The 24,639-nt window shown below is 67.5% G+C and carries 25 protein-coding genes; 13 read left to right on the top strand and 12 right to left on the bottom strand.

The annotated features are described in order from the left end of the window. The first annotated feature begins 81 nt into the window (after positions 1-81). Both ASG37_RS09210 and ASG37_RS09205 read left to right on the top strand, forming a co-directional pair. Entirely contained in the window at positions 82-1,332 is a 1,251-nt protein-coding gene (locus tag ASG37_RS09210; RefSeq protein WP_055758565.1) for an ectonucleotide pyrophosphatase/phosphodiesterase, read from the top strand. Between the two features lie 38 nt (positions 1,333-1,370). Further along, positions 1,371-1,817 (top strand): MaoC family dehydratase, encoded by a 447-nt coding sequence (locus tag ASG37_RS09205; protein WP_055758562.1) that lies wholly within the window; start codon positions 1,371-1,373, stop codon positions 1,815-1,817. On the opposite strand, the gene ASG37_RS09200 is transcribed toward ASG37_RS09205, so the two are convergent. From ASG37_RS09200 to petA, 5 genes are all read right to left on the bottom strand, one after another. Next, positions 1,814-2,530, bottom strand: coding sequence for a hypothetical protein (locus tag ASG37_RS09200; RefSeq protein ID WP_055758559.1), 717 nt, complete (start codon positions 2,528-2,530; stop codon positions 1,814-1,816). The two genes, ASG37_RS09205 and ASG37_RS09200, sit on opposite strands and share 4 nt — an antisense overlap. Positions 2,531-3,185: 655 nt before the next feature. Further along, the gene (locus ASG37_RS09195; protein WP_235514828.1) at positions 3,186-3,737 is read right to left on the bottom strand and encodes an adenine phosphoribosyltransferase; all 552 of its coding nucleotides are present in this window, start codon (positions 3,735-3,737) and stop codon (positions 3,186-3,188) included. Beyond that, positions 3,734-4,603, bottom strand: a complete 870-nt coding sequence (locus tag ASG37_RS09190; RefSeq protein WP_055758557.1) for a cytochrome c1 — start codon at positions 4,601-4,603, stop codon at positions 3,734-3,736. Before ASG37_RS09190 ends, ASG37_RS09195 begins: the two co-directional genes overlap by 4 nt. A gap of 9 nt (positions 4,604-4,612) precedes the next feature. Continuing rightward, positions 4,613-5,923 carry a cytochrome b gene (locus tag ASG37_RS09185; protein ID WP_055758554.1) on the bottom strand — a complete coding sequence of 437 codons (1,311 nt, stop codon included), beginning with the start codon at positions 5,921-5,923 and terminating at the stop codon, positions 4,613-4,615. Positions 5,924-5,934: 11 nt separating this feature from the next. After that, entirely contained in the window at positions 5,935-6,519 is a 585-nt protein-coding gene (gene petA, locus ASG37_RS09180) for a ubiquinol-cytochrome c reductase iron-sulfur subunit (protein WP_055758552.1), read from the bottom strand. Positions 6,520-6,956: 437 nt separating this feature from the next. Between petA and ASG37_RS09175 the strand changes: the two genes are divergently transcribed. Genes ASG37_RS09175 through ASG37_RS09160 form a run of 4 tightly spaced genes read left to right on the top strand, consistent with a single transcriptional unit; the run spans position 6,957 to position 10,091 of the window. Continuing rightward, positions 6,957-7,637, top strand: a complete 681-nt coding sequence (locus tag ASG37_RS09175) for a peptidylprolyl isomerase (protein ID WP_055758549.1) — start codon at positions 6,957-6,959, stop codon at positions 7,635-7,637. A gap of 15 nt (positions 7,638-7,652) precedes the next feature. Beyond that, positions 7,653-8,702, top strand: coding sequence for a tRNA preQ1(34) S-adenosylmethionine ribosyltransferase-isomerase QueA (queA, locus tag ASG37_RS09170; RefSeq protein ID WP_055758547.1), 1,050 nt, complete (start codon positions 7,653-7,655; stop codon positions 8,700-8,702). Between the two features lie 16 nt (positions 8,703-8,718). Continuing rightward, positions 8,719-9,165 (top strand): EF-hand domain-containing protein, encoded by a 447-nt coding sequence (locus tag ASG37_RS09165; protein WP_055758544.1) that lies wholly within the window; start codon positions 8,719-8,721, stop codon positions 9,163-9,165. After that, positions 9,165-10,091, top strand: a complete 927-nt coding sequence (locus ASG37_RS09160) for a cation diffusion facilitator family transporter (RefSeq protein WP_055758541.1) — start codon at positions 9,165-9,167, stop codon at positions 10,089-10,091. Before ASG37_RS09165 ends, ASG37_RS09160 begins: the two co-directional genes overlap by 1 nt. A gap of 679 nt (positions 10,092-10,770) precedes the next feature. Here ASG37_RS09160 and murA read toward each other — a convergent pair. The 6 genes from murA to ASG37_RS09130 all read right to left on the bottom strand — a co-directional run bounded on the left by murA (position 10,771) and on the right by ASG37_RS09130 (position 16,758). After that, positions 10,771-12,054, bottom strand: coding sequence for a UDP-N-acetylglucosamine 1-carboxyvinyltransferase (gene murA / locus ASG37_RS09155; RefSeq protein WP_055758539.1), 1,284 nt, complete (start codon positions 12,052-12,054; stop codon positions 10,771-10,773). Between the two features lie 173 nt (positions 12,055-12,227). Then, positions 12,228-12,749: a hypothetical protein gene (locus ASG37_RS09150; RefSeq protein WP_055758536.1), complete on the bottom strand. Its 522-nt coding sequence runs from the start codon at positions 12,747-12,749 to the stop codon at positions 12,228-12,230. Position 12,750: 1 nt separating this feature from the next. Next, positions 12,751-13,077, bottom strand: a complete 327-nt coding sequence (gene clpS / locus ASG37_RS09145) for an ATP-dependent Clp protease adapter ClpS (RefSeq protein ID WP_082448150.1) — start codon at positions 13,075-13,077, stop codon at positions 12,751-12,753. Positions 13,078-13,148: 71 nt separating this feature from the next. Further along, the gene (gene lgt / locus ASG37_RS09140; RefSeq protein ID WP_235525162.1) at positions 13,149-13,985 is read right to left on the bottom strand and encodes a prolipoprotein diacylglyceryl transferase; all 837 of its coding nucleotides are present in this window, start codon (positions 13,983-13,985) and stop codon (positions 13,149-13,151) included. A gap of 118 nt (positions 13,986-14,103) precedes the next feature. After that, the gene (phaP, locus tag ASG37_RS17335; protein ID WP_235525161.1) at positions 14,104-14,841 is read right to left on the bottom strand and encodes a phasin family protein; all 738 of its coding nucleotides are present in this window, start codon (positions 14,839-14,841) and stop codon (positions 14,104-14,106) included. 189 nt (positions 14,842-15,030) lie between these two features. After that, on the bottom strand, positions 15,031-16,758 hold the full coding sequence (locus ASG37_RS09130; protein ID WP_055758527.1) for a PHA/PHB synthase family protein: 1,728 nt from the start codon (positions 16,756-16,758) through the stop codon (positions 15,031-15,033). A 77-nt stretch (positions 16,759-16,835) separates the two neighbouring features. On the opposite strand from ASG37_RS09130, the gene ASG37_RS09125 reads away from it, so the two are divergent. The 3 genes from ASG37_RS09125 to ASG37_RS09115 all read left to right on the top strand — a co-directional run bounded on the left by ASG37_RS09125 (position 16,836) and on the right by ASG37_RS09115 (position 19,235). Continuing rightward, positions 16,836-18,047, top strand: a complete 1,212-nt coding sequence (locus ASG37_RS09125) for an LL-diaminopimelate aminotransferase (RefSeq protein WP_055758523.1) — start codon at positions 16,836-16,838, stop codon at positions 18,045-18,047. Between the two features lie 182 nt (positions 18,048-18,229). Beyond that, a complete protein-coding gene (locus ASG37_RS09120) occupies positions 18,230-18,628 on the top strand; it encodes an MAPEG family protein (protein ID WP_055758519.1) in 399 nt (132 codons plus the stop codon). A gap of 121 nt (positions 18,629-18,749) precedes the next feature. Continuing rightward, complete coding sequence (locus ASG37_RS09115) at positions 18,750-19,235, top strand: DUF4142 domain-containing protein (RefSeq protein ID WP_235525160.1); 486 nt, start codon at positions 18,750-18,752, stop codon at positions 19,233-19,235. A 48-nt stretch (positions 19,236-19,283) separates the two neighbouring features. Here the strand turns inward: ASG37_RS09115 and ASG37_RS09110 are convergent, their stop codons facing one another. Then, positions 19,284-19,754 carry a winged helix-turn-helix transcriptional regulator gene (locus tag ASG37_RS09110; protein ID WP_055758515.1) on the bottom strand — a complete coding sequence of 157 codons (471 nt, stop codon included), beginning with the start codon at positions 19,752-19,754 and terminating at the stop codon, positions 19,284-19,286. A 136-nt stretch (positions 19,755-19,890) separates the two neighbouring features. Between ASG37_RS09110 and ASG37_RS09105 the strand changes: the two genes are divergently transcribed. The 4 genes from ASG37_RS09105 (at position 19,891) to ASG37_RS09090 (ending at position 24,590) form a co-directional block, all read left to right on the top strand. Then, a complete protein-coding gene (locus tag ASG37_RS09105; protein ID WP_055758514.1) occupies positions 19,891-20,190 on the top strand; it encodes a CC_3452 family protein in 300 nt (99 codons plus the stop codon). A 61-nt stretch (positions 20,191-20,251) separates the two neighbouring features. Further along, positions 20,252-22,342, top strand: a complete 2,091-nt coding sequence (locus ASG37_RS09100) for a RelA/SpoT family protein (RefSeq protein WP_055758511.1) — start codon at positions 20,252-20,254, stop codon at positions 22,340-22,342. 170 nt (positions 22,343-22,512) lie between these two features. After that, positions 22,513-24,342 (top strand): cobaltochelatase subunit CobT, encoded by a 1,830-nt coding sequence (gene cobT, locus ASG37_RS09095; protein ID WP_055758508.1) that lies wholly within the window; start codon positions 22,513-22,515, stop codon positions 24,340-24,342. Continuing rightward, entirely contained in the window at positions 24,339-24,590 is a 252-nt protein-coding gene (locus ASG37_RS09090) for a ribbon-helix-helix domain-containing protein (protein WP_055758507.1), read from the top strand. Before cobT ends, ASG37_RS09090 begins: the two co-directional genes overlap by 4 nt. Positions 24,591-24,639 lie beyond the last annotated feature (49 nt).

The following is a 24,639-nucleotide window of genomic DNA, read 5'->3' as shown; positions in this document are numbered from 1 at the left end:
CCCCCGGCGAAGCACGCCATATTGCTGTCACGGGCCGGGAGTAGCGGGGCGGCTTCGCCTCCTGTCCCGGTGAGTTGTGTCATGCGTATCCCTGCCCTGTTCCTCGGTCTGGCGGCGCTTGCCGGTTGTACCGCCACGCCGCGCCCGGCAGCGCGGGTCGCCCCCGAGCGGCGGGAACCGGTCACGATCCTGATCGGGGTCGACGGCGCGCGGCAGGACTATCTGTCCGCCGGGCTCACCCCCAACCTCGCGCGGCTGGCGGCACAGGGCGTGTCGGCCGCGATGCAGCCGTCGTTCCCGACCAAGACCTTTCCCAATTTCTGGACGATGGCGACCGGGGTCCGGCCCGACCGCAGCGGGATCGTCGGCAACACCATGGAAGATGCCGCCCGGCCGGGCGAGCGCTTCACCATGACGACCGACGATCCGTTCTGGTGGAACGCCGCCAAGCCGATCTGGATCGCCGCCGAAGAAGCCGGCATCCGCAGCGCCACGATGTTCTGGCCGGGCAGCACGATCGGCTGGGGCGGCAGCGGCAAGGCCGACCACGGCGTCTATGCCGGCGGAAGCTACCCATCGGACTGGCAGGCGTTCGCCAGCGCCATTCCCGCACCCAAGCGGGTCGATGCGGTGGTCGACTGGCTGCGACGTCCCGCCGCCACCCGGCCGCGCTTCGTGACGCTGTATTTCGACGATGTCGACATTGCCGGGCACGACAATGGCCCCGATGCGCCGGCGACGCGGGCGGCGATGCACATGGTCGACAGCGAGATCGGGCGGTTGCAGCGCGAGCTGGCGGAACTGGGTCAGCCGGCTAATCTGATCGTCGTCGCCGACCATGGCATGGCGGCGACCCCGGCGGGGCAGTTCATCGCGCTCGACACCATCGCCCCGGCGGACAGCTTCCGCACGATCGAAACCGGCCCCTATGCCTCGATCGAGCCGCAGCCGGGCAGGCAAGCGGTGCTGGCCGCCGCGCTGTCTAGGCCGGTGCCGCATATGCGGTGCTGGCCCAAGGCGGCGATCCCGGCGCGGTTGCGCTATGGCACCCATCCGCGCGTGCCGGCGTGGCTGTGCCTTGCCGAACCCGGCTGGATCGTGCTGGCGACCCGGCCCGTGAAGGATACGGACAAGGGCGCGCATGGCTATGACGACGCCGCGCCGGAGATGCAGGCGCTGTTCGTCGCCGGGGGACCGGCGTTTCGCGCCGCCGGGCGGTTGCCGGCGTTCCGCAACACCGCGATCCACCCGCTGCTGCGCAGGGTACTGGGGATGGCGGCCGACCCAAGCCTCGACGGCGATGCGGCGGTGTTCGCCCCTGCCCTCAAATAGCGGTTGCGGCGGGGCGGGTTCGGGCGGACACTCCGCGGATGCGCTATTTCGAGGATATGCAGGTCGGCGAGACCGCCCGGTTCGGCAGCTATGCGGTGACGCGCGAGGAGGTGCTGGACTTCGCCCGGCGCTATGATCCACAACCGTTCCACTTGTCCGACGAGGCCGCCGCCCGGACTCATTTCGGGCGGCTGTCGGCCAGCGGATGGCATAGCTGTTCGATGAGCATGGCGATGCTGGTCGAGGAACTGGAACGCAACCCGATCGCGAGCCAAGGCGCGGCGGGGATCGACGAGCTACGCTGGCGGCGGCCGGTCTTTCCCGGCGATACCCTCACCTGCGAAACCGAGGTGCTGGAAAAGGAGGAAACGCCCAGGCGCAGCGATATGGGCCGGGTGCGCAGCCGGATGCGCGTGCGCAACCAGCAGGGCGAGGTCGTGCTGACCTTCGTCTCGCTCCTGCTGGTCGCTACACGACCCGTCTAGTCGCGGTTGGGCCGGCCGCCGCCACCACGGTTGCCACGCCCGCCGCCGTCTGGACCGCGCCGGCCACCCCAGCTTCGCGCACCGGGGCTGGCACCTTCGGGACGCTGCCAGCCGCCGCGACCCGCGCCGGGGGTGGCACCCTCGGGACGACGCCAGCCACCACGAACCGCGCCCGGCGTCGCGCCGTCCGGGCGACGCCATGTGCCACGATCGGCTCCGGGTGCGCCGCGATCGGGCCGTTGCCAGCCGGGACGCTGGCCGGGATAAGGCGACTGGCTGCTGCCGCGCGGCACGTTCTGGAACCCGGGACGGCGATCGAAGCCGGGGCGGCCGTAATCGCCGCGCGGCCGGTCCCAGCTATCCCAGCGCGGACGATCGAACCGGTCGCCGCGCCATGCACCGCGTCGGCCGCTCCAATATTCGCGCTGGCGATCGTTCCAACGGAACGGGCGGCGATAGCGGTCGTAAACGTAATAACCCGTGCCCGGATAATAATAGTCGCCGTACCAGCCCCAATAGGGATCACCGAACGCGCCGCCCCCGCCGAAGCCCGGACCGCCGAGGCCGTCGTAATAGCCATAGCCGCCATTATCGTATCCCCCGGCGCCATAGCCGACCGACACGCCACCATAGCCGTAATCATCATAAACGCAGGCCGAAACGCCGACACCTGCCGCGATCGCCAGAGCGATCATGCGAAGCCGCTGGATCATGCGAAAGCTCCCGAACTGCGGGGCAATGCGCCCGCGAATGATGGTTAAGAACGAAGCCGGTGCCGGCACGGTTCCAGCGGTGCCGGGGCGGCGAAAGTTTACAAAGTTTACACTTAACAGTGGTGGTTTTGGGGTGAATAGCGTCTGAATACAGAGGGTCGTTTGGCGGCATGTGCTGCGGAAGTTTACACTTGGGCGGCGGTAAGTTTACACTTGGGTAGGGTCGGATTTACACTTTTCCATGGTGAAGTTTATGCTTCGGCGGTTGGTGCGTTTCGGACGGTTGGTAGCGGTCGCGTCGGACATGACCGAAGACTGGCATGGAAGCTGGGTTGTAGGACAGCGACTCGTTCGGGTGGCGTTGGTTCACGCGAAGGAAGAAGAGGATGGTCGCGCAGAGGCGCTGAGGGGTTGCGCTGGTGGCGCTTCCTTTGCGTCCGGGAGACACTGGTATGCGGGGCTGCGAGGACGAAGGCCGCTGACGCGGCAGGACAGCAGCCACGGTCGCGCCCCCTCAGCACCTCTGCGCCTCTGCGCGACCATCCCTTCTTCCTGCTTTGCGCCTTCGCGCCTTCGCGTGAACTACAGCCCAATGGCCTCACGCGAGGGTTGTGATCGCTCTGGGGCTGATATGCCGCTGAAACGGCTCGGGCGGTCAGTGCCCCGGAAAGCCGACCAGCGCCGAAACGGCGATGCCATCCGCCCGGAGCGCGTCGGCGCCGCCCAGATCGGGCAGGTCGATCGCGAACGCCGCCTGCTCGACGGTCGCGCCCGCCTTGCGCAGCAGGCGGACGGCGGCGCGGGCGGTGCCGCCGGTGGCGATCAGATCGTCGACCAACAGCACGCGCGCGCCCGGCGTGCAGGCGTCGGCGTGGATCGCGATCCGGTCGGTGCCATATTCCAGCGCGTAATCCTCGGCGATGGTCGCGCCGGGCAGCTTGCCGTCCTTGCGGATCAGCAGCACGCCCGCGCCCAGCGCCAGCGCGACGGCGGGCGCGAACACGAAGCCGCGCGCCTCGATCCCCGCCACCAGATCGATCGGGCCGTCAACCATCGCCACCAGTCCGTCGACCGCGAGGCGCAGGCCCTGCGGATCGAGGATCAGCGTGGTGATGTCGCGGAACTGGATGCCGGGTTTGGGAAAGTCGGGAATGGTGCGGATACGCCGGGCGATCGCATCGCGCCCGGCGTCGTCCAATCCGCTCAATGTTTGATGCCGCGCCAGATGTTGCGATAGGCACCAAAAGCCAGACCGGTGAAGATCAGCAGGAAGATCACCGCCGCCAGACCCGCCGAATGACGCTTTTCGAGGTTGGGTTCGGCGGTCCACGTCAGGAATGCGGCGACATCCTTCGCCATCTGATCCACGGTCGCGCGGGTGCCGTCCTGATACTGGACCTGATCGGCCGCGGTCAGCGGCGGGGCCATCGCAAGGTTCAGCGTCGCGAAATAGGGGTTGTAGTGCAGGCCCTGCGGCGTCTTGGCCTGCGGGAATTTCTTGAGCAGCTCGGCCGGCTGCGGGCCATAACCGGTCAGCAGCGAATAGACATAGTTCGAACCGTCGTCGCGCGCCTTGGTCATCAGCGACAGGTCGGGCGGGACCGCATTGTTGTTGGCGGCACGCGCCGCGACGTCGTTGGCGAATACCAGCGGGAAGCGATCCGACGCCAGATTCTTGCGCGTCGCCGGCTCGCCCGTCTCCGGGTTGATGCTAGGCTGTTCGATCTGCCAGTCGGTGGCGATCGTCTTTACCTGCCCCTCGTCATAGCCGAGCTGGCCCAAATCGCGGAACGACACCAGCCGGATCGAATGGCAGGCCGAACAGACTTCCTTGTAGACCTGGAACCCGCGCTGGAGCTGCTGCTTGTCGAAGGTGCCGAACAGGCCCGCCGATTGCAGCTCGGCGTCGCGCATGTCCTTAATGTGGAATTCATGCTCGGCCGATTCGGCCGGATGCTCGGTCAGCATGCCGCCGACGGTCGAGAAAATGCCGAGCAGCAGCGCGAAGAGGAAGCCCGCCCCGATGACGAGGTTGAGGTTGCGGGCGAGGAAGCGAGACGCGAAGGACAGCATCTGAGATCCTTACTCGGCCGCGGCCGGGGTGGCATGACCATGGGCGGCGGTTTGCGCAGGCGACGTGCCGCCTTCGCCCTTCAACACCGCTTCGGTGATCGAATTGGGCAGCGGGCGCGGACGCTCCATCGCCGAGACGATCGGCAGGATCACGAGGAAATGCGCGAAATAATAGGCCGCCGCGATCTGGCTGAGCAGCACCGTCACCGGCGACGCTTCCGCCCCGCCTAGATAGCCGAGCAGCAGCACGTCGAACAGCAGCACGATCAGGAAGATGCGGTAGGTCGGGCGGTAGTTGGCCGACTTGACCGGCGACTTGTCGAGCCACGGCAGGAAGAACAGCAGCAGGATCGAGCCGAACATCGCCAGCACGCCCCACAGCTTCGCCGGGAAGATGAAGTCGACGGTGAACGCCTTGAGGATCGCGTAGAACGGCAGGAAATACCATTCGGGAACGATGTGCGCCGGGGTCGAGAGCGGGTTGGCCGGGATGTAATTGTCGGGGTGGCCGAGCAGGTTGGGCGCAAAGAAGATCAGCGAGGCGAACACGATCAGAAAGATGCCGAGTCCGAAGCCGTCCTTCGCGGTGTAATAGGGATGGAAGGGCACGGTATCCTGTTCGCCCTTCACCTCGACGCCGGTCGGGTTGTTCGAGCCGGGGATGTGCAGCGCCCAGATGTGGAGGATGATGACGCCGGCGATGACGAACGGCATCAGATAATGGAGCGAGAAGAAGCGGTTGAGCGCGGCATTGTCCGGCGCGTAGCCGCCCAGCAGCCACACGCGCACCGTCTCGCCCACGCCGGGGATCGCCGAGAAGAAGCCGGTGATGACCTGCGCCCCCCAGAAGCTCATCTGCCCCCAGGGAAGGACATAGCCCATGAAGGCGGTGGCCATCATCAGCAGGAAGATGACGACGCCGAGCAGCCACACCATCTCGCGCGGGGCCTTGTACGACCCGTAATAGATGCCGCGCGAGATGTGGGTGTAGACGACGATGAAGAACATCGACGCGCCGTTCGCGTGGGCATAGCGCAGGAACCAGCCCGACGGCACGTCGCGCATGATGCGCTCGACCGAATCGAACGCGACCGCGCCGTTCGCCGCATAGTGCATCGCCAGCACGATGCCGGTGATGATCTGTACCGCGAGCGCGGCCCCGGCGAGCACGCCGAAGTTCCAGAAATAGTTGAGGTTGCGCGGCACCGGATAGCCCGCACCGATCGCGTTATAGGCGAGGCGTGGCAGCGGCAGGCGGGCGTCGACCCACTGCATCAGCGGGTTCTTCGGCGCGTAATGCTTGGCCCAGGGGAAGCTCATCGTCTCTCTCCTCAGCCGACCGTCACGACGGTGTCGGACGTGAACGCATATTCGGGAACATGCAGGTTCTGCGGCGCGGGGCCGGAGCGGATGCGCCCGGCGGTGTCATAGGCCGACCCGTGGCACGGGCAGAAATAGCCGCCGAACGGCCCCTTGTTCTCACCCTCGCCCGCGCCCAGCGGCACGCAGCCCAGATGCGTGCAGACGCCCAAGGTGATGAGCCAGTTCGCCTTGCCCTCCTTGGTCCGCTCGGCCAGCGTCTGCGGATCGCGCAGGTCGCTGACCGCGACCGCGTTCGCCTCGGCGATCTCGGCCGGGGTCAGGTTGCGCACGAACAGCGGCTGTTTGCGGAAGGTGGCCTTGATCGCCTGTCCCGGCTCGATCGACGACAGATCGATCTCGGTCGTCGACAGCGCCAGCGTGTCGGCGGCAGGCGACATCTGGTTGATGAGCGGGAGCGCGATCACGCCCGCGCCGACCCCGGCGAAGGCGACCGCCCCGATCGAGAGATAGTCGCGCCGGCGCGGATTTTCGGGCGCGCCGTCCAGCGCCGCTGCGCCGCCGGTGGCCTCGTGCTGATCGTTGTCAGTCGCCATTCAACCGCCCTTGTCGTCGGGCGCGTGAGTGCGCGCCCTGTATAAGCCCCTCTCCGGCGCACCCATTTCGGTAGGCATCGCCGGACCGAGACGGTGTTCCGTCCAGTCTTACCGGGTGATAGACGGCGCGGGGCGACTTTGCCAACCTCCTTTTGGGTATGGCGGGTGTCGATGGCGGTCCGGTCGGCCGCATCGGGGGCCGTCACGGCGCGATGGGGTTCTATTCCAAGTCCCCAGTTCGTCACTCCCGCGAAGGCGGGAGTCCATAGCCGCGACGCTTGCGCCCCTGCCCGGACGTTGGCGTGTATCGATTCCCGCCTTCGCGGGAATGACGGACCTCTTCCGCCTCACCCGATGTTCGGATTGGCGGGCGCGATGACTTGGTCTATGCGACGCGACCATATTCCTTCCCCATCCTTGCGTGTAACGGGAAATCCATGCGTATCTTCGCCCTGCTGTTCGCGTTCGTCGCCTCGCTCCTCGCCTGGCCGGCGGCTGCCCAGATCATCGACGTGCCCGGCCGCGCGCCGCCGCCCGCGACCACCGACGCGCGCAACCTGTGGCTGCTCGACCTGTCGACCGGCGGGCGGGTGACGGTGTGGCTGCGCCCCGATGTCGCGCCCAAGATGGTCGCACGGATCAAGACGCTGACCCGCGAGAAATTCTACGACGGCCTCACCTTCCACCGCGTGATCGAGGGCTTCATGGCGCAGGGCGGCGATCCGACCGGCGACGGCACCGGCGGATCGAAGCTGCCGAACGTGGAAAAGGAGTTCAACTATCTCCCCCACGTTCGCGGCGCGGTGGCGGCGGCGCGCGCCAATGACGAGAACAGCGCGAACAGCCAGTTCTATATCATGCTCGCCCCGCGCCTTGGCCTCGACAAGAAATACACGGTGTTCGGCCGGGTGATCGACGGCATGCAATATGTCGACACGATCGAGCGCGGCGAACCGCCGGCGAACCCGACGCGGGTGGTCCATGCCTATATGGCGAGCGACAATCCGCCGCCGTATCAAGCCGCCGCGGTCGCTCCGCTGCCCGAGACGGTCGCGCCGCTGCCGGCCACCGCGCCGCGCCGGGCGGCCCCTGCCCGCCGCCCCGCTCCGGCAAAGTAACGCCCCGCCCCCTCCATGAACGTCGACCTGTTCGATTTCGAGCTGCCGGCCGAGCGCATCGCGCTGCGCCCGGCGGCACCGCGCGATTCGGCGCGGATGCTGGTGCTGGATGGCGACGTCACGCTCGACCGGGGCGTGGGCGACTTAGCCGACTGCCTGCGGCCCGGGGACCTGCTGGTCTTCAACGACACGCGGGTCATTCCAGCGCAACTGGAAGGACGGCGCGGCGAGGCGACGATCGGCGCGACGCTCCACAAGCGCGAGGGGCCACGGCGCTGGCGCGCGTTCGTGCGCAATGGGCGGCGGCTGCGCGACGGCGACACGATCGATTTCGGTAACGGCGTGACGGCGGTGGCGGGCGAACGCGGCGACGACGGCAGCTTCGTGCTCGACTTCGCCGGGGACGAGCCGGTCGAACTGCTGCTGGAGCGTGCCGGGCGCATGCCGCTGCCGCCCTATATCGCTGCCAGACGCGGCGGGGCGGATGCCCGCGATGCCGAGGATTACCAGACGCTGTTCGCGCGGGAGGCCGGGGCGGTGGCGGCCCCCACCGCCGCGCTGCACTTCACGCCCGGGTTGATGGCGGCGCTGGCGACGGCGGGGATCGAGCACGCGACGCTGACGTTGCATGTCGGCGCGGGCACCTTCCTGCCGGTGAAGGCCGACGATACCGACGACCACCGGATGCACGCCGAATGGGGCCGGATCGATGCCGCCACCGCCGCGCGACTGAACGCGGTGCGCGCGCGCGGCAACCGGGTGATCGCCGTCGGCACCACCAGCCTGCGCCTGATCGAAAGCGCTTGCGGTGCGGACGGGCAGGTCCAGCCGTTCGAGGGCGACACCGCGATCTTCATCACGCCGGGCTATCGCTTTCGCGGGATCGACGGGTTGATGACCAATTTCCACCTGCCGCGATCGACGCTGTTCATGCTGGTCTCGGCGTTGATGGGGCGCGAGCGGATGCAGGCCGCCTATGCCCATGCGATCGCGGAGGGCTATCGCTTCTATTCGTACGGGGATGCGTCGCTGCTGCTGCCCGCATCTGGCCAGCGCGCCGCCTAGCTGGCAGAGGGGAGGCATGATCGTCGCCCTCGCCCTTGCCCTTCAGGCCGCATCACCGCCGCCCCTGCCCCCCGGCGAGCGGCCGGCGGCGGCGACCGTCGTCGTCGAGCCGGTCGGCATGATGCTGGCGGGGTTCGACGCCGATGGCGATGCGCGCACCACCCGCGCCGAGGCGGAGGCGGGCATCGCGCGCGGCTTTGCCGAGGTGGCGAAGGGGCAGCCGACGATCGGCTATATCGCCTATGCCGACTGGGCCGAGCGCTGGCTGGGCGACCGCGCCGCGCTGCCCGGACCGTTCGAGGTCGATCGCGACAACGACAACCGCATCACGCTGGCCGAGGTGCAGGGGCGGATCGCGGCGATCTTCGCGCGGATCGACCGCAATGGCGACGGGGTGCTGACGCGGACGGAATTGCTGACGATCCGGGCGATGCCGGGCGACCTGCGGCGGGGGCGGCGCTGATGGGCGCGCATCACGACCATGGGCATGGCCACGGGCATCATCATCACGGTCATAGCCACGCTCCGGCCGATTTCGGGCGCGCGTTCCTGATCGGCACGCTGCTCAACCTCGGCTTCGTGGTAATCGAGGGGGCGGCCGGCTTCTGGACCAATTCGGTCGCGCTGCTGGCCGATGCCGGGCATAATCTGTCCGACGTGCTGGGACTGCTCATTGCATGGGGCGGGGCGGAACTGGCCAAGCGGCCGGCGTCGGCGCGCTTCACCTATGGGCTGGGGGCGTCGACGATCCTTGCCGCGCTGGCCAATGCGCTGGTGCTGTTGCTGGCGGTCGGCGCGATCCTGCTCGAAGCGGTGCAGCGGCTGGGCGATCCCCGTCCGGTCGATGGCTGGCCGGTGGTGTGGGTGGCGTTGGCGGGAATCGCGGTGAACCTCGGCACCGCGCTGCTGTTCGCGCGCGGGCGGCATGGCGATGTGAACATCCGGGGTGCCTATCTGCACATGGCGGCCGATGCGGCGGTGTCGGCCGGGGTGGTGATCGCCGGGCTGGTGATCCTGTGGACGGGTGCCACGTGGATCGATCCGCTGGTCAGCCTGATCGTCGTCGCGGTGATCCTGATCGGGACATGGGGGCTGCTCAGCGAATCGCTGCTGCTGGCGTTGCAGGCGGTGCCGCCGGGCGTCGATGCCGGCGCGGTCGAGGCGATGCTGCGCGGCCTGCCCGGCGTCGAGCGGGTGCACGACCTCCACATCTGGCCGATGAGTACGACCAAGACCGCATTGACCGCGCATCTGGTGATGCCGGCCGGGCATCCGGGCGACCCGTTTCTCAGCGAAACGGCGGAGCGGCTGGAGCATGACTTCGGGATCGGGCATACGACGATCCAGATCGAACGGGATGCCGAATGCGGGCTGGCGCACGCGCATTAGGGTGCGGCGGGAAGGTTCGTTCACGCGGAGGCGCGGGGGCGCGGAGGGGGCTGTGACCGCCGTTCCGTTTGGGGCTTTTGATTCACGCGAAGGCGCGGAGGCGCGAAGCGGGTTCCGGACGCGGTAGCGTCCTTTCCTGTTACCGGCGTCGGTGGGTCGGGCGACCGGTATCGCCTGGCGATAGCCCTTCGTGCCTTCGCGCCTTCGCGTGAATCATTCTGGGAGTCGGTTCGTGCGGAGCGCTGTCGAATACGGCGCTGGTCAGTGGAAGGACGACCACAACGCCGCATTCGGAACCCCCTCCGCGTCTCCGCGCCTCCGCGTGAACCATCCTTCCTTTGCCAAAAGATGTCCGCGCAGGGGACTCAGAGCGCGCAGAGTGGTTCGCGCGGAGTCGCTATCGTAGCGTCATGCCGCCGCCCGTTGGACGGACGAGACGCTGCCGCGTCCGAAGAACGTCTCTGCGTCCTTCGCGTCCTCTGCGCGCAAAGCCCTTGGACTGGACCGGCATTCAACGTGCAGACACGGAACGACTGCCCCTTGCCCTGTCGTCATTCCGGCGGAGGCGGACGTTCACAGGTGCCAGCGCCGCGAATCCAGCCGAAACGTCAGCGGGTATGGATTCCCGCCTGCGCGGGAATGACGAACATTTCCGGTCGTCGCTGACCGTCGATTGGTTCTAGCCGTCGCCCAACCGTTCGATGTCGGCGCCGACCGCCTGAAGCTTTTCCTCCAGCCGTTCGTACCCGCGATCGAGGTGATAGACCCGGCTGACCGATGTCTCGCCCTCCGCCGCCAAGCCGGCGATGATGAGGCTCATCGACGCGCGCAGGTCGGTCGCCATCACCGGCGCGCCGATCAGCGGCGCGGGGCCCTTCACCACCGCCGAGCGGCCGGTGACGGTGATGTCCGCCCCCATCCGCGCCAGTTCGGGGACGTGCATGTAGCGGTTCTCGAAGATCGTCTCGGTCAGCACGCTGGCACCCTGCGCCCGGGTGAGCAGCGCCATGAACTGCGCCTGCATGTCGGTGGCGAAGCCGGGATAGGGCGCGGTCGACAGGTCGATCGGGCGGATGTCGCCGCCCGCCTCGACGAACAGCGAGGTCGCTTCCTCGCGCACCGCCACCCCGGCCTCAATGAGCGCGTCGATCGTCGCGCGCATGTCCGAGGGCACGACGTTAGCGAGTTCGACCGACCCGCCGGTGATCGCGGCGGCGCAGGCATAGCTGCCCGCCTCGATCCGGTCGGGCATCACCGCATAGGTCGCGCCGTGGAGCTTCGCGCGGCCCTCGATGGTCAGCGTGTCGCTGCCGATGCCGTCGATCGACGCGCCCATCGCAACCAGGCAGCGGCACAGGTCGACGATCTCCGGCTCGCGTGCGGCGTTTTCAAGGACCGAGGTCCCGCGCGCCAGCACGGCGGCCATCACCGCATTTTCGGTGGCACCGACCGAGACGACGGGAAAGCGATAACGCCCGCCCGGCAGCCGGCCGCCCGGCGCGGTGGCCTTCACATAGCCCGCCGCCAGCTCGATCTCGGCACCCAGCGCTTCGAGGGCTTTCAGGTGGAGGTCGATCGGGCGGTTGCCGATCGCGCAGCCGCCGGGCAGCGATACCGTCGCCTCGCCCGCACGCGCGACCAGCGGCCCCAGCACGAGGATCGAGGCGCGCATCTTGCGCACGATGTCATAGGGCGCGACCGTGGAGGTAAGGCGCTGACCGCGCATCGTCATCACCCGGCCGAATTCGGACGGATGCGACCCCTCGACCATCGTCGACACGCCGAACTGGTTGAGCAGATGCCCGAAGCTGTCGACATCGGCGAGGCGCGGCAGGTTGCGCAGCGTCAGCGGCTCCTCGGTGAGCAGCGCGCACGGCAGGAGGGTGAGCGCGGCATTCTTCGCGCCCGAAATCATGATGCGGCCGGAAAGGCGATTGCCGCCGCGGATGACGATACGGTCCATCGCGTGGCTTCTAATGGTTGATGGTGCCGGCGCAAGGGGGACACTTGCCGCCAGCGGCAAGACGCCGGCCGAGGTGGCGCGCCAGACCGCGCAATATTACACCAGCAGCGCGGTCGACGATCAGTGGTAGTTCGAAGCGACCGATGCGACACGCTCCGCGCGACCGGCGTGGTTCACTTCGCCTCGCGGCTGATCCGCCGGAACAGCAGGAATGGGGCGAAGCGGGGGTTTTCGATCACCAGCGTCACGCGCCTGCCCTGGTTCGAACATTGCGCGACATGCGCGCCATCCTCGCCGCACAGCCATGGCAGGCGGTCAAGATCCGCCTTCGTCTCGCCCTTCACCAGTCGTTCGAGCATCCCGTATTTCCGTTGCCGCGCGGCCCAGTCGGCGAAACAGGCGTCGTCGCCGCGCACGCGCCAGCTTTCGGCGAACAGGCCCTCCCCGCGCACGTCGCGCAGGCGGGCGATATTGGAGCAGCGCGGCAGGCCGAACTCGCGCGCAAGCGCGGCGGCGGCGCGATCGTCGAGCGGGGTTTCGGGTTCGGGCGATGGCCGTACCGAAGGCATCGTGCGATTGCCCGCCATCCGTTCGGCGAGCGTCTCGAGATTCTCGGTTGGGGGTGGCGGTGCCGGCGGCTCGGTCGAGCAGCCCGCGATCAACAGCGCGCAGGCGAGCGGCGCGCCGCGCCTCACCTCATGCCTTCTCCAGCGTGCATTGCAGCGGGTGCTGGTTCTGCTTGGCGAAGTCCATCACCTGCGCGACCTTCGTCTCGGCGACCTCGTAGGTGAAGACGCCGCACACGCCCACGCCGCGCTGGTGGACGCTCAGCATTACCCGCGTCGCCTCCTCCATCGTCATGCGGAAGAAGCGTTGCAGGACGAGGACGACGAATTCCATCGGCGTGTAATCGTCGTTCAGCATCAGCACGCGGTAGGGCGTGGGCTTCTTGACGCGGGTCTGGGTCGCGACGCCGAGGCCGGTCGTGCGATCGTCGTCATGGTCGCGGTCGTCACCGGCCATCAGGGGGCTGAGTTGTCGATACATGTTACGCGGAAATATGGCATCGGACGGCCTTGGGGCAAGGGGGTGCGTCACGCGCCGGCCGGATGGCGGACCGTGCCGATCCGGGGCGGCAGGATCAGCAGCGCCAGCCCGCCGAACAGGATCGGCACGCTGAGCGTCTGTCCCATCGTCAAGCCCCACGATAGATGTTCCAGCCCGCGATCGGGCTGGCGAACCCATTCGAGCGAAAAGCGCGCGACCGCGTACCAGGTGAGGCCCGCGCCGGCCAGCCGTCCCGGCACATGGCGCGCGCCGGTCCGCCAGAACAGGAAGCCGAGCAGGAGCAACATCACGACGCCTTCGAGCAGCGCTTCGTAGAGTTGGCTGGGGTGGCGCGGCACGCCGTCGCCCGCGCCCGGAAACACCATGCCCCATGGCAGCGTCGTCGGGCGGCCCCACAGTTCGCCGTTCACGAAATTGGCCAGCCGGACGAGGATCATCCCGAACGGCGTCGCGCAGCCGACATAGTCGAGCAACCGCAGCAGCGGCACGCCGTGTTGCCGCGCGAACAGCGTCAGACCGATCAGCAGCCCGATCAGCCCGCCGTGGAACGACATGCCGCCATGCCATGGCTGCACCAGTTCGAGCGGTGCTGCCCATAGCCCCGGCTGATAGAAGGTCGCATAGCCCAGTCGTCCGCCAAGGATCACACCGGCCACGGCATAGACGAACAGGTCGTCGACCAGCGCCGGCCGCATCGGCGCGCCGGGTTCGCGCAACAGCCGCCGGAGATACCAGCCGCCGAGCAGGAACGTCGCGAGAAAAGCCAGCGCGTACCAACGGACCGGCAGCGGCCCCAGATCGAACGCCACCGGCGACAAGCCGAGATCCTGCCATCGCAACGCCGCGGTCGCATCGCCCGTCATCGCCACTTCCCCCGATTCACCGCCATCACGCATCCCTATCACGCGAAAGGCCTATCACGCGAAAGGGGCGGCCGCTCGCGCGACCGCCCCCTTGCTTGCCATCCGGCAGATCCGTCGCTTACGCGGCGGTCTTCACCTTGTCGGCGGCAACCGCGACGCGGTTGCTGATCGGCTGCGCGGCGTCGCCGGCCAGCTTCATCATCATTTCGGTGGTCTTCGACGCTTCGGCGACGAACGAGTCGAACGACTGGCGGACATAGTCCGACTGCAGCTTCATGAACTCGGTCGGCGACTTGACCGAGGCCAGCGTCTTGGCGGTCGAGGTCGCGTGCTCGAACGACTTGCGGCCGTATTCGGCCATTTCCTGGCCCAGCGACTCGAGGCCCTTGGCGGCGATGCGGCTGGCTTCGACCATCGCTTCGATGTTGCCCTTGGCCATCTCGTTCATTTCCTCGAAGCCCTTGGCGCCCTTTTCCATGGCGGCCTTGGCCTTCTCGTTGAAGTCGGCGGTCATCGCCTGCGCCTTGGCGGTCGCGTCCTGCGTGAAGGCCTGCGCCTTGTCGGCGGCGGTCTGGGTGGCGGCGGTCGCTTCGTTGGTGACGTCCATGGTCTTTTCCTCGACTTGGGCGGCGACGATGTCGACCGCGGGGGTTGCTTCGGGCGTTGCTTCGGCGGGCGTTTCGGTCACGGTCGGAGCGACCGGTTCCTGATGCTCGACCACCTCGGCGATCGCCGCTTCGATCTTTTGTTCAAGCTCGACCGGAGCGGGCGCGGGATCGGCGACGAAGGGCACGGGCGGCACGGCCGCCTGCACCGGTTCGGCATCGACCGCGATCGGTTCCGGTGCGGCAGCCACGGCGGGTGCCTGAGACGTCACCGGCCTCGACCGGGAATTGGCAGGCTTGCGCGTGCCGGTCTTCGGACCTCTGCTGGCCACTAGACATCCTCCACTATGTTGCTGCTGCACCGCAGCATCTACGCGCTTCGCATGACGTTTTCAAGACGCCATATGGTGCGGTGCAGCAATTATTTTGTGGTAGCGTTATCAACGGGTTCGGACATACTCTCCCGGCGCGTCGGCCAGCGCGGGCAGCTTGCCTTCCCCGGGCACCCGGATGCCGGTGGCGGGCACTTCCGCGCCATCGGCAGCGCGGATCCACGCGCGCCAGTCGGGCCACCAGCTCCCCTTCGTCTCGCTGGCACCGGCGACGAACTCGGCGAGCGAGGCGGCGGGATGGTCGTTGGTCCAATACTGGTATTTCTGCGCCGAGGGCGGGTTCACTACCCCGGCGATATGCCCCGATCCGGCCAGCACGAAGCGCAGCGGGCCGGCGAAATGGTCGGTGATCTTCCACACGCTTTCGGGCGGGGCGATATGGTCCTCGCGCCCCGCCTGGATATAGGACGGCGTCCTGACGGTCGTGAGGTCGATGCCCACGCCGTCGACGCGCATCGATCCGGGCTGCGCCAGCCGGTTGTCGCGGTAGAGATCGGTCAGATAGCCCAGATGCCAGGTCGCGGGCAGGTTGGTGACGTCGGCGTTCCAGTGGAGCAGGTCGAACGGCGCATAGTCGTTGCCGAGCAGATAATTGTTGGTGACGTAGTTCCAGATCAGGTCGCGCCCGCGCAGCAGGTTGAACGTCATCGCCATGTAGCGCCCGTCGAGATAGCCGTCCTTCCCGACTTGGCGAATCATCTTCAACTGCTCGTCATCGACGAACAGCGACAATTCGCCGGCATCGGCGAAATCGACCTGCGCGGTGAAGAAGGTGGCGGTGGCGACCTTCGCCGCCTGCCCCCGCGCCTCCAGCAGCGCCAGCGTCGCGGCGAGCGTGGTGCCCGCCACGCAATAACCGATCGTGTGGACCGATTCGACGTCGAGCACCTCGCGCACGGTGTCGATCGCGTCGATCTGGCCGCGCACGACATAATCGTCCCACGTCACGTCCTTCATCGACGCATCGGCCGAGCGCCACGACACGACGAACACCGACAACCCCTGCTCTACAGCCCAGCGGATGAAGCTCTTCTCGGGCGTCAAGTCGAGGATGTAGAAACGATTGATCCACGGCGGGAAGATCAGCAGCGGCACCGCCCCCACCTTTTCGGTGGTCGGGGCATAATGGATCAGTTCGTAGAGCGGGGTGCGCCGGATGACCTTGCCCGGCGTCATCGCGACGTTGCGGCCGAGTTCGAACGCGCTGGTGTCGCTCTGCGTCATCTGGCCCTTGGCCATGTCGGCCAGCAGGTTCTGCACGCCTTTCAGCAGATTCTCGCCGCGCGTCTCGATGATCTTTTCCATCACCAGCGGATTGGTGGCGGGAAAATTGGTCGGGCTGAGCGCATCGATCAGGCCGCGCGTGGCGAAGCGGAGCTGCTCCTTTTGTTTCGGATCGACGCCGTCGATCGCGTCGACGCCCTTGAGCATATGGTCGGCGACGAGGAAATAGCTCTGGCGGATGAAGGCATAGACCGGATCGTCGTGCCACTGCTTCGCCTTGAACCGGCGGTCGCGGGCGCGTTCGGGCGATTCGGGCGCGGGCTGCGCGGCGGGGTCGAGGAAGCGCTGCCACAGCTTCATCGTGTCCGCCCAGAAATCGGTCTGCGCCCGGATCATCCCCGTCGGATCGGGCCCGACCGGCGCGCGCTCCATCAGGTCGATACCCTGTTCGAGCATCAGCTGCTGCGCGCGGCCCAGCATCTGCGTCCAGTGTTGCAGTTCCTCGAGCGTCATCGCCGCCGGTGGTACGGCGGACTTCGTCTCGTCGGGCATTTTCCTCTCCTCGGGCGCCGTGCAGGTCTACCGATTAGCCGCTTACTCGCGTAAGGGCGATGACGAAAGGAACGAGAATGTCCGACGAATTCTACCGCATGAAACGCCTGCCGCCCTATGTCATCGCCGAGGTGAACGCGATGCGGGCAGCGGCGCGCAGCGGTGGCGAGGACATCATCGACCTCGGCATGGGCAATCCCGACCTGCCCCCGCCCGACCATGTGATCGAAAAACTGGTCGAGGTCGCCCGCATGCCCTCGGCGCACGGCTATTCCCAGTCGCGCGGCATTCCGGGGCTGCGCCGCGCGCAGGCCAATTATTACGGCCGCCGCTTCGGCGTCGACATCGATCCCGAAAGCGAGGTCGTGGTGACGATGGGGTCGAAGGAAGGGCTGGCCAGCCTCGCCACCGCGATCACCGCGCCTGGCGACGTGATTTTGGCGCCCAACCCCAGCTACCCGATCCATATGTTCGGCTTCATCATCGCCGGGGCCACGATCCGCGCGGTGCCGACGACCCCCGACGAACAGTATTTCGAGAGTCTCGAAAAGGCGATGGCATTCACCGTGCCCAAGCCCAGCGTGCTGGTGATGGGCTATCCGTCGAACCCGACCGCCGAGGTCGTCGATCTGGCGTTCTACGAACGGGTCGTCGCCTTCGCCAAGGAACACGGGCTGTGGGTCATCTCCGACCTCGCCTATAGCGAACTGTATTACGACGGCTGCCCGACGCCCTCGATCCTGCAGGTCAAGGGTGCGAAGGACGTAGCGATCGAGTTCACCTCGCTCTCCAAGACCTATTCGATGGCCGGCTGGCGGATGGGCTTCGGCGTTGGCAACAAGAAGCTGATCGCGGCGATGACGCGGGTGAAATCCTATCTCGACTATGGCGCATTCACCCCGATCCAGGCGGCGGCATGCGCGGCACTGAACGGCCCGCAGGACATCGTCGAGAAGAACCGACAGCTCTATCACAAGCGCCGCGACGTGCTGGTCGAAAGCTTCGCCCGCGCCGGATGGGACATCCCCTCGCCGCGCGCATCGATGTTCGCATGGGCACCGCTGCCCCCCGCGCTCGCCCATCTCGGATCGCTCGAGTTCTCCAAGCAGTTGCTGACCGAGGCCAAAGTCGCCGTCGCTCCCGGCGTCGGCTATGGCGAGAACGGCGAGGGCTATGTCCGCATCGCCATGGTCGAGAACGAGCAGCGGCTGCGCCAGGCGGCGCGCAACGTGAAGAAATATCTCCAGTCGATGGGCGTCAACACGCCGGCTGGACGCAACGCGGTGTAGTTTCTTCTCCCCTCCCTGGCAGGGAGGGGGCGGGGGTGGGTCGGCCCGCGAGGGAAGGCTACCGTGCGACAACGAGCCAACCCACCCCCGGCCCCTCCCTTGTTCAAGGGAGGGGAGCGGCCCCCATGGAACCCGCGCCCACACCCGTCGCTATAGCGCACAACCACACCGGAGCACCGACGATGACCGACCTGCCGACCGAACTGCTGGTGCTTGCGTGGTCGACGGTGCTGCTGGTCGTCGCGATTATGTTGCAAGGCCAACTCGCCACCCGCGAGCTGGGCGTCGGGTGGAACGCGGGCGCACGCGATGGCGATGCCCATCCCAAGAATGTCTATGCCGGCCGCGCGCAGCGTGCGCTCGACAATCTCAAGGAAACTTATCCGGCGTTCATCGCGCTCGCGCTCGCGCTGGCGGTGAGTGGGCGGACCGGGGGGCTGGGATCGGCGGGCGCGCTGCTGTGGCTGGTCGCGCGGATCGTCTATCACCCGCTCTATCTGTTCGGCGTGCCCTATCTGCGCAGCCTCGTCTGGCTCGCGTCGATGGTCGGGTTGCTGCTGATGTTCGTCCGATTGGTGTGACGGGTTCGACCCGAACAATCGTACTGATATAAATCAGCTAGTTGCGTTCCACCGTCCCCTTCCGCCGATGGTGCGCGTTGGCGGCCTGTTCCGCTGTTGCGCGAACGCGAAGGAGATGATGATGTCCCGACTGACGATGTTCGCCGCCGCCGCGGCCATGGCGGCCGCCGCGCCGCTGATGGCGCAGACCACCGATGCCACCACGTATGTCGCCAATGCCGGCGCCAGCGACATGTACGAGCGCCAGTCGAGCCAGCTCGTGCTGCAATCGACCCGCGACCCCAAGGTCCGCGATTTCGCGACGATGATGGTGCGCGACCATGCCAAGAGCACCGCCGACGTGAAGCGCGCCGCGATGCAGGCCCGCGTCCGCGCGCCCGCGCCGAAGCTGGAGCCGATGCAGGCGCGGATGATCGCCGACCTGCGCCGCGCGACCGGCCCGGCGCGCGACCGGCTGTACGTCCAGCAGCAGCAGACCGCGCACCAGCAGGCGCTGGCGCTGCACAGCGGCTATGCGCAGCAGGGCAGCGCCGCGCCGCTCAAGACCGTTGCCGCCGCCACCGCCCCGGTCGTCCAGCATCATATCGAGATGTTGCAGGCGATGTAACGGTCGCCCCGTGCGGCTCCCCTCCCTGACAAGGGAGGGGAGATTTCCTCATGCCCCCGCCGCGACGTCCTGCGGCAGCGACCAGAGCAGGTCGCCCTGCCCCAGCACCCGCCCGTCCTCGGACAGCACGGCGACCGCCGCCACCGGTCGCCGGTCGCGCGCGTCGACCAGCACCGGCGTGGCGGGCTTGCCGGTTTCCCAGCGTTCGCCCCATTGGCGCAGCGCCACCAGCATCGGCAGCAGCGCATGGCCCTTGTCGGTCAGGCGATATTCGATCTTGCGGCGATCCGCCTCGACCGTGCAGCGCTCGAGGATGCCATGCCCCACCAGCCGCGACAGCCGGCTGGCGAGGATGTTGCGGGCGATGCCCAGTTCCGACTGGAATTCCTCGAAATGCTGCAACCCGTTGAACGCGGCGCGCAGGATCAGCAGCGACCAGCGCTCGCCCATCGCCTCCAGCGCGGCGGGCAGGCTGCAACGGCTGGCCAGTTCGCGCAGCGGCTCTCGAAGCGTCGTCATGGCCGCCGGTCTAGCGCATCGCCCCGGCGAAAGGAAACACCGCGAATCTTGCGATGCAGCACCAGTAGCATATTGCTACTTACAACGATGTCCACTACCCGATGGCGACTGATTCAAGCCACCGGAGCCCTGTTCGATGAAGCCCTTCGCCCTGTTCGCCGCCGCCCTCCTCGCCCTGCCGTTCGCGGCTGCGGCACAGCCGGCGAAGGGCTATAGCGCGACCCCGGCGACCGCGCCCGCGGTCGACAGCCTCATCACCCGCAGCACGCCCTGGACCTGCGGCGACACCGTCTGCACCACCGGCAAGACCGCCGGCAGCCCGCTGGCGATGTGCCAGTTGACCGCGCGGCAACTGGGTCCGCTGACCGCGTTCGTCGCCAACGGCACCGCTTTTGCGGCCGATCAGCTCGAAAAGTGCAACGCCCGCGCGAAGTGATCGGATGATGGGCGGGCAAAAACGGTTGCATTGCCCGCCCGGCTCGCCCCATCTACATCCCATGCTGCGCCAGTATGAATTGGTCGAGCGGGTCAAGGCCTATGATCCCGATGCAAACGAGGCCTTGCTCAACCGCGCCTATGTGTTCTCGATGCACGCGCATGGCAGTCAGAAGCGTGCCTCGGGCGATCCCTATTTCAGCCATCCGATCGAGGTGGCGGGGATTCTGACCGACCTGCACCTCGACGACGAGACGATCGCGACCGCGATCCTGCACGACACGGTCGAGGATACGGTGGCGACGCACGAGGAAATCCGGGCCAAATTCGGGGTCAACGTCGCCCGGCTGGTCGAGGGCGTGACCAAGCTCAGCAAGATCGAAGCGCAGACCGAGAACGAGCGCGCGGCGGAAAACCTGCGCAAGTTCCTGCTCGCCATGTCGGACGACATTCGCGTGCTGCTGGTGAAGCTGGCCGACCGGCTGCACAACATGCGCACGCTCCATCACATATCGAAGCCCGAGAAGCGCAAGCGGATCGCGCGCGAGACGATGGACATCTATGCCCCGCTTGCCGAGCGGATCGGCATGTACGAATTCATGAACGAGATGCAGACGCTGGCATTTCGCGAGATCGAACCCGAGGCGTATGAATCGATCACCCGCCGGCTCGAACAACTGGAGGAAGGCGGCGGCGACCGCGTCGCCAAGATCGGTGGCGACCTGAAGGCGATGCTCGACCGCCACGGCATCGCGGCCGACGTGTCGGGACGGCGCAAGCATCCCTATTCGATCTGGCGCAAGATGTCCGAGCGGCACGTCAGCCTCGAACAGCTCTCCGACATCGTCGCCTTCCGTGCGATCGTCGACAGCGAGGAGGAATGCTACCGCGCGCTGGGCATCATCCACCGCCGCTGGCCGATGGTGCCGGGACGGTTCAAGGACTATATCTCGACGCCCAAGCGCAACGGCTATCGCTCGCTTCACACCGCGGTGATCCATGCCGAGAACATGCGGATCGAGGTGCAGATCAGGACGCGCGAGATGCACGCGCAGGCCGAATTCGGTCTCGCGGCGCACTGGGCCTACAAGCAGGATGCGGTGCGCCCCGATACGCAGGTGCGCTGGATCCGCGACCTCGTCGAAATCCTCGACAATGCGGAGAGCCCCGAGGAACTGCTCGAACACACCCGCATGGCGATGTACGCCGACCGCATCTTCGCCTTCACCCCGAAGGGCGAACTGCACCAGTTGCCCAAGGGCGCGACGCCGATCGACTTCGCCTATGCGGTGCATACCGATCTGGGCGATCAGGCGGTCGGCGCAAAGGTCAACGGCGGCGTCGTGCCGTTGCGGACCGAACTCAAGAACGGCGACCAGGTGCAGATTCTGCGCTCCAAGGCGCAGCGGCCGCAGGCGAACTGGCTGAACTTCGCGATCACCGGCAAGGCGCGCGCCGCGATCCGCCGCTATATCCGCCACCGCGAGCGTGAGGAAACGGTCGCGCTGGGCACCAAGCTGTACCACGAACTGGTCGCCCGCCTGCCGGTGCCCGCCGGCAGCGACGCGCTGGGCGAGGCGCTCAAGCGGCTCAAGATCGCCGACGAGGCGACGCTGTTCGAGGGACTGGCGCGCGGCAAGCTGACCGAGGAAGCGGTGATGGAGGCGGTGATGCCCGGTGCCGTCGCCGATCCGAAGATCGAACCGATCCCGGCGCAGCGCGCGCCGATCGAGATCAAGGGGCTGACCGCCGGGGTCGGCTACGACCTCGCCGCCTGCTGCCATCCGGTGCCGGGCGACCGCATCATCGGCGTGCGCAGCGACGATGGCCGGTTCGAGGTCCACGACATCGCCTGTCGCACCGTCGACGCGATCGATCCGCATCACTGGATCGACCTGACATGGGGCGACAATGCCGAAGGCGCGACCGCGCGGATCGCGGTGACGCTGAAGAACGAACCCGGCGCGCTGGGCGTGATCGCCACCGTGATCGGCGGCCACCGCGCGAACATCCTCGGGCTCCGGCTCGACAATCGCGACACGACGTTCCACACCAACACGATCGACGTCGAGGTGCGCGACGCGGCGCATCTGATGAAACTGCTCGCCGGCCTGCGCGCGGCGGACGCGGTGAACGCGGCGGAGCGGGTGTAACCACCCCCTTTCGTCATTCCCGCGCAGGCGGGAATCCATACACGCTGCCGTTTCGATTCCTGCTGAACCGTTGGCGTTTATGGATTCCCGCCTGCGCGGGAATGACGAAGGTTGTGGGATGACGCCGACCGCCCTTGCCCTCGCCCCCACCAATCCCCAAAGCATCCCCCATGGCACAGGACTCCCCGCTCGACCGGTTTCGTGACGTGTTGCGCGGCACGTCGCGCGCGATCGCCGAAGAACCCGAGATCGAGCTGGCGTTCACCGCCGACGCGCCCGTAGCCTCGGGCAAGCATATCAAGGTGCCGATGCCCGCCCGCGCGCTGCCCGCCGATCAGGTGGCCGAGGCGCGGGGGCTGGCGGACGGCTTCGCGCTCAGGATGCGCCATCACGACGCCGCGCTCCACGCGCGCGGCGCGCCCGGCGATGCGGTGGCGCGCGCGGTGTTCGACGCGGTCGAACAGGCGCGGGTCGATGCGCTCGGGTCGGACGGCTATGCCGGCATCGCCGACAATCTCGACCATGCGCTCAACCTGCGGATGCGCTCCGATCCGATCACGCGCGCACGGACACGCGCCGAGGTGCCATTGTCGACTGCGGTGCAACTGGTCGTGCGCGAACGGCTGACCGGCCGGCTGCCCCCGGCGGTGACGGCACCGGGCATGGCGCTGATCCGCGACTGGATCGAGGCGCGCGCGGGCACGCAGCTCGATACGCTGTCGGCGCTGATCGCCGACCAGTCGGCATTCGGGCGCGGCATCACCCGATTGCTCGAGGACCTCGAACTGATCGAGGGCGAGGTCGAACCCGAACAGGCCGACGACGGCGGCGACGATGCCGAGGGCGAGGACGACCAGACCCCCGAAGAAGACGGCGACGACGAGGGCGAGCAGCAGGGCGGCGAAGGCCAAGTCGAGGCACGGGGCCAGGACAGCGGCGACGACACCGAAACCGGCGAATCGGACGACAGCGCCGAGAACGACGACGCGCAGGGCGACGACATGGCCGACGGCGAGGACGAGGGCGGCATGATGCCGGTCCGCCCCAACCGCCCCGTGCCCGACCTGAACGCCCAGTTCGACTATCGCCCGTTCACCACGAAGTTCGACGAAGTGGTCGCGGCCACCGAACTCTGCGAAGCCGACGAACTGGAACGGCTGCGCGCCTATCTCGACCAGCAACTGGTGCAGTTGCAGGGTGTCGTCACCAAGCTCGCCAACCGGCTGCAGCGGCGGTTGATGGCGCAGCAGTCGCGCTCGTGGGATTTCGATCAGGAAGAAGGAATGCTCGACGCCGCACGGCTGGCACGGGTGGTCATCAATCCGGCGCAATCGCTCAGCTACAAGATCGAGCGCGACACCGATTTCCGCGACACCGTCGTCACGCTGTTGATCGACAATTCGGGGTCGATGCGCGGCCGCCCGATCGGCATCGCCGCGATCAGCGCCGACATCCTCGCCCGCACGCTCGAACGGGTCGGGGTGAAGGTCGAGATCCTCGGCTTCACCACCCGCGCTTGGAAGGGCGGGCAGAGCCGCGAAGCATGGCTCGCCGCCGGCCGCCCGCCGCAGCCCGGCCGGCTCAACGACCTGCGCCACATTGTCTACAAACAGGCCGACGAGCCGTGGCGGCGCGCCAAACAGTCGCTGGGACTGATGATGCGCGAAGGGCTGCTGAAAGAGAATATCGACGGCGAGGCGTTGCTGTGGGCGCACGGCCGGCTGATCGCGCGGCCGGAGGATCGCAAGGTGCTGATGGTCATCAGCGACGGCGCGCCGGTCGACGATTCGACGCTGTCGGTCAATTCGGGCAGCTATCTCGAACGCCATCTGCGACAGGTCATCGCCTATATCGAGAGCAAGTCGCCGGTCGAGCTGGTCGCGATCGGCATCGGCCATGACGTGACGCGGTGGTACAGCCGCGCGGTCACGATCATGGATGCCGAGCAACTGGCGGGCACGATGATCGAACAGCTCGCGTCGCTCTTCGACACCCCGTGAAGGTCGCCGCCCCGCCCGGCGGCTTTCGCGGGCCGGTGAAGCGGTCGATCACCATCGCCGGCCACGCCACCTCGATCAGCCTCGAACCCGGTTTCTGGGCGGCGCTGGAAGCGCAGGCGCGGTCCCATGCGCTGCCGCTGTCGGCGCTGGTCGCGGCGATCGACGCCGCGCGCATCGAAAGTGCCGATCCGCCGAACCTCGCGAGTGCGATCCGGTCGTGGTTGCTGGCGGCGGTGGCGGCGAACTGACCACTCGTCACCCCGGACCTGTTCCGGGGTCCACCTGTCCTCACGCGAT

Origin of the sequence: Sphingomonas sp. Leaf407 (assembly GCF_001425385.1) — a bacterium.
In the GTDB taxonomy this organism is placed as follows: domain Bacteria; phylum Pseudomonadota; class Alphaproteobacteria; order Sphingomonadales; family Sphingomonadaceae; genus Sphingomonas.
Note: the sequence above shows the minus strand (reverse complement) of the source record. Positions and strands in the feature narration are given on the sequence as shown.

Coding starts and splice junctions, on each gene's coding strand:
- ASG37_RS09130 (WP_055758527.1), bottom strand. CDS start 16,758: ATGCCCGACGAGACGAAGTCCGCCGTACCACCGGCGGCGATGACGCTC.
- ASG37_RS09165 (WP_055758544.1), top strand. CDS start 8,719: ATGATCGTCGCCCTCGCCCTTGCCCTTCAGGCCGCATCACCGCCGCCC.
- ASG37_RS09160 (WP_055758541.1), top strand. CDS start 9,165: ATGGGCGCGCATCACGACCATGGGCATGGCCACGGGCATCATCATCAC.
- ASG37_RS09110 (WP_055758515.1), bottom strand. CDS start 19,754: ATGACGACGCTTCGAGAGCCGCTGCGCGAACTGGCCAGCCGTTGCAGC.
- murA (WP_055758539.1), bottom strand. CDS start 12,054: ATGGACCGTATCGTCATCCGCGGCGGCAATCGCCTTTCCGGCCGCATC.
- ASG37_RS09115 (WP_235525160.1), top strand. CDS start 18,750: ATGTCCCGACTGACGATGTTCGCCGCCGCCGCGGCCATGGCGGCCGCC.
- ASG37_RS09185 (WP_055758554.1), bottom strand. CDS start 5,923: ATGAGCTTCCCCTGGGCCAAGCATTACGCGCCGAAGAACCCGCTGATG.
- petA (WP_055758552.1), bottom strand. CDS start 6,519: ATGGCGACTGACAACGATCAGCACGAGGCCACCGGCGGCGCAGCGGCG.
- ASG37_RS09200 (WP_055758559.1), bottom strand. CDS start 2,530: ATGATCCAGCGGCTTCGCATGATCGCTCTGGCGATCGCGGCAGGTGTC.
- ASG37_RS09120 (WP_055758519.1), top strand. CDS start 18,230: ATGACCGACCTGCCGACCGAACTGCTGGTGCTTGCGTGGTCGACGGTG.
- ASG37_RS09100 (WP_055758511.1), top strand. CDS start 20,252: ATGCTGCGCCAGTATGAATTGGTCGAGCGGGTCAAGGCCTATGATCCC.
- clpS (WP_082448150.1), bottom strand. CDS start 13,077: ATGGCCGGTGACGACCGCGACCATGACGACGATCGCACGACCGGCCTC.
- ASG37_RS09190 (WP_055758557.1), bottom strand. CDS start 4,603: ATGCTGTCCTTCGCGTCTCGCTTCCTCGCCCGCAACCTCAACCTCGTC.
- queA (WP_055758547.1), top strand. CDS start 7,653: ATGAACGTCGACCTGTTCGATTTCGAGCTGCCGGCCGAGCGCATCGCG.
- ASG37_RS09210 (WP_055758565.1), top strand. CDS start 82: ATGCGTATCCCTGCCCTGTTCCTCGGTCTGGCGGCGCTTGCCGGTTGT.
- ASG37_RS09205 (WP_055758562.1), top strand. CDS start 1,371: ATGCGCTATTTCGAGGATATGCAGGTCGGCGAGACCGCCCGGTTCGGC.
- ASG37_RS09125 (WP_055758523.1), top strand. CDS start 16,836: ATGTCCGACGAATTCTACCGCATGAAACGCCTGCCGCCCTATGTCATC.
- lgt (WP_235525162.1), bottom strand. CDS start 13,985: ATGACGGGCGATGCGACCGCGGCGTTGCGATGGCAGGATCTCGGCTTG.
- ASG37_RS09175 (WP_055758549.1), top strand. CDS start 6,957: ATGCGTATCTTCGCCCTGCTGTTCGCGTTCGTCGCCTCGCTCCTCGCC.
- cobT (WP_055758508.1), top strand. CDS start 22,513: ATGGCACAGGACTCCCCGCTCGACCGGTTTCGTGACGTGTTGCGCGGC.
- ASG37_RS09105 (WP_055758514.1), top strand. CDS start 19,891: ATGAAGCCCTTCGCCCTGTTCGCCGCCGCCCTCCTCGCCCTGCCGTTC.